The organism is uncultured Brachyspira sp. (assembly GCF_944393015.1).
Lineage (GTDB): Bacteria > Spirochaetota > Brachyspiria > Brachyspirales > Brachyspiraceae > Brachyspira.
Genome location: NZ_CALXYQ010000100.1, coordinates 1 through 3,100, shown reverse-complemented (window position 1 = coordinate 3,100; position 3,100 = coordinate 1). Strand labels below are relative to the sequence as shown.

Here is a 3,100-nt window from a genome sequence, read left to right as displayed (position 1 = left end):
TTTCTAGCAATTTAAATTATAAGGGATACCTACTTTTTTTAAACTAAAAGTGTGCAATATCTGGGGCTCTTAAACATTAATAATAGAGTTATATATATTGACTTTTTGTAAAAAATAATTTATTATATTATGATTAAAAATATATACTTCGCTTCTATGATAAATTTTTTACAAAAAATTAATAAAATTCAGAGAAGCTTTGTCCAAGGAGTTAAAAACAATGAGAGAATATGAAATATTATTCGTAACAGAAATCAATGACGCTGTGCATCAAACTGCAAAAGATCATGTAAAAACTATTCTTCAAAACTATCATGCTGAAATATTTAATGAAGCTGATTACGGTATTCATAATTTAAGCTACCCTATTCGTAAAGTAAATCAGGGTAAATTCTATTATTATCATTTTAGATGCGACGGTAATAGTTTAGCTAGCATTGAAAAAGAATTACGTTATGAACTTAGCATATTAAGATTCATAATAGTTCGTTTAGATGAAATAATTCAGAAAAATAAAAAAGAAAATAATAAAGAAAATGTTAATAATGAGGAAGCTTCTAAAGAGGCTTAAGCAGGTTTTATTATGGCAACAGATTTTAACAGCGTAACTTTAATAGGAAGACTTACAGCAGACCCTGTATCTAAATATTTACCTAGCGGAAGTGCTGTTGTAGAGTTTTCTATAGCAAATAACTACTATGTAAGCAGCAAAAACACTACTGAAGTTAATTATTTTGATGTAGTGGCTTTTGGAAAAATGGCGGAAACTGTAAGCAAATACCTTACAAAAGGTAAGCAAGTTGCTATAATGGGTACTTTAAGACAGGAAAGATGGCAGGATAAAGATACTAATGCAGCTAGATCTAAAGTGAGAATCATTATGCAGTCTATGCAGATGCTTGGTGCTTCTTCAGGTAACGCTGCTGCTGGTATGGATACAGCATATTCACCTTCTGCTTCTGCTGGAAATGTCGATTTAGGAAGTTTTGAAGATGATGATGAAGTGCCATTTTAATGATTAATAAAAAGCATAATTTTTTAGGAGAAAAACAATGGATTTAGAAAATACAGAAAATGTAGAAAATAACAATAATGAAGAAGAAATAAAAGCTAAAGGCGAAAAAAAGCCTCATTTCAATAAAGAATTAAATGAAAAAGACGGAAGAAAAAAATTCTTTAAGAAAAAAGTTTGCTACTTCTGCAAAAACAATATTGATGTTTTAGATTACAAGGATATTAAATTATTAAAAAGATATGTTAAAGACAGCGGTAAAATCATACCTAAACGCTTAAACGGTACTTGCTCTAAACATCAAAGATTAGTTACTAAAGCTATTAAAAGAGCTAGAAATATAGCACTTTTACCTTATGAAACTAGATATTAATTTTTAAAATTATAAATTAAAACAGTCGTTATGATATATTCTAACGACTGTTTTTTTATTTTAAATTTTTACAAAATACGTATATACTGTATTTACCAAAATATAATATATTTGTTATATTTAATTAAGAAAACTAGATATGATAAAAAAGGATAATCAATGAATATAAGACTATTAAGATATATAATAATTACTATTTTTATTACAGCATATATTTCGCTTGCTCAAAATAATAATTTGCTTAATTTAAACAGGCTTGATTCATTAAATAAAAATCCTGAAATTAATTTTACTTTAGAAACAAACAATAACAAATTAACAGTAAAAGCAACTATACCAAATAATTATTATGCATATTTAGATTCAAAAATAGCAAATAAAATTTTATTCTTTGCTGACAATAAAGAAATAAATACAACTTATCCAAAAGGCGAAAAATATCATGATGATACTATAATAAAAGGCGAACAAGAGTTTATATTAAATAATATTGATATAAATAAAATCAACTTTATAAAAACAACTTATCAATTATGTTCAGCGAAAGATAATGTATGCTTACAGCCTCAAAGTAAAATAATATACGGCGAAGAAATTGATATACCCAATACTAATATAACAGATGAAAAACCAGAGAATGCAAGCTCTATAGAAAACTATATAAAAGGAAGCGATAATATATTTATAACACTAATCTTAATATTTGCAGCAGGACTTGCATCTGTGCTTTTGCCTTGTACCTATCCCCTACTATCAATTACAGTGTCTATTTTAGGAACCACAACAGATGAAAAAAACAATAAAAAATCAAGCGTATTAGCTTCGCTTTTATTTGCATTAGGTGTAATCACAACTTATACACTTTTAGGTGCTGTAGTTTCTGTGGCTGGATTCGCTTTTCATAAAACTATTCTATTTGGAAGTATTGGATATAATCCTATTGTTTTAACCATATTAGTATTATTATTTTTATACTTTACATTTTCAATGGCTGGATTTTATGAGATTAAAGCTCCTAGTTTCTTACAGTCTGCAAAAACAAATGCATATGCCAAAAAAAATCAATCAATATTCCATAAATATATAATGGGGCTTCTTGCAGGAATAGTTGCCACTCCTTGTGCTGCTCCTATAATAGCGGTTATATTGGAAATAGGTTTTCTTAATCCTGTGTTCGCCACTCTATACATGGCTGTTTATGCTTTGGGTTTCGCTTCTGTATTATTCATTCTTGGTACATTCGCTTCAATACTTACAAAAATGCCTAAGGCTGGAACTTGGATGGTATATGTTAAATATATTTTCACTTTCCTAATGATGATAATAAGTTTCTATTATGCTAATATACTTTTCGGTGTAATTGGATTTAATAAAATAAGTTATATACTTGCTTCAGCTACGATATTAGTATTTGCAGTATTAGTTTACATAATTAAAAATAAATCTGCTATGTTAAGTGCATTAGAAATAAAAATATTCGTTTCTGTAGTAATTATATCAATAGCATTAGGCTGTACTTACGGATTCATAAAACAAAAGAATGAAGTTTCAAATCATATAACATACAATGAAGCATTAGAACTTTCAAAACAAAACAACAAACCAATACTAATAGATTTCTCTGCTGTTTGGTGTGCGAATTGTTATGAGCTTAAAGAGAAAGTATTCGTAAATGAAGAACTAAAAAAATTCATAGATGATAATTTGATTTTCAC

Annotated in this window: 4 protein-coding genes; all 4 read left to right on the top strand. The window is 27.5% G+C overall.

Translation table 11 applies throughout. The features are described 5' to 3' along the window. Window positions 1-220: 220 nt before the first annotated feature. The gene (rpsF, locus tag Q0K19_RS15065; RefSeq protein ID WP_014488495.1) at window positions 221-571 is read left to right on the top strand and encodes a 30S ribosomal protein S6; all 351 of its coding nucleotides are present in this window, start codon (window positions 221-223) and stop codon (window positions 569-571) included. Between the two features lie 12 nt (window positions 572-583). Beyond that, complete coding sequence (ssb, locus tag Q0K19_RS15060; protein WP_297249402.1) at window positions 584-1,015, top strand: single-stranded DNA-binding protein; 432 nt, start codon at window positions 584-586, stop codon at window positions 1,013-1,015. A gap of 37 nt (window positions 1,016-1,052) precedes the next feature. After that, window positions 1,053-1,385, top strand: a complete 333-nt coding sequence (gene rpsR / locus Q0K19_RS15055; protein WP_014488497.1) for a 30S ribosomal protein S18 — start codon at window positions 1,053-1,055, stop codon at window positions 1,383-1,385. A 159-nt stretch (window positions 1,386-1,544) separates the two neighbouring features. After that, on the top strand, window positions 1,545-3,100 hold a 1,556-nt coding region (locus Q0K19_RS15050; RefSeq protein ID WP_297249400.1), incomplete at its 3' end, for a cytochrome c biogenesis protein CcdA.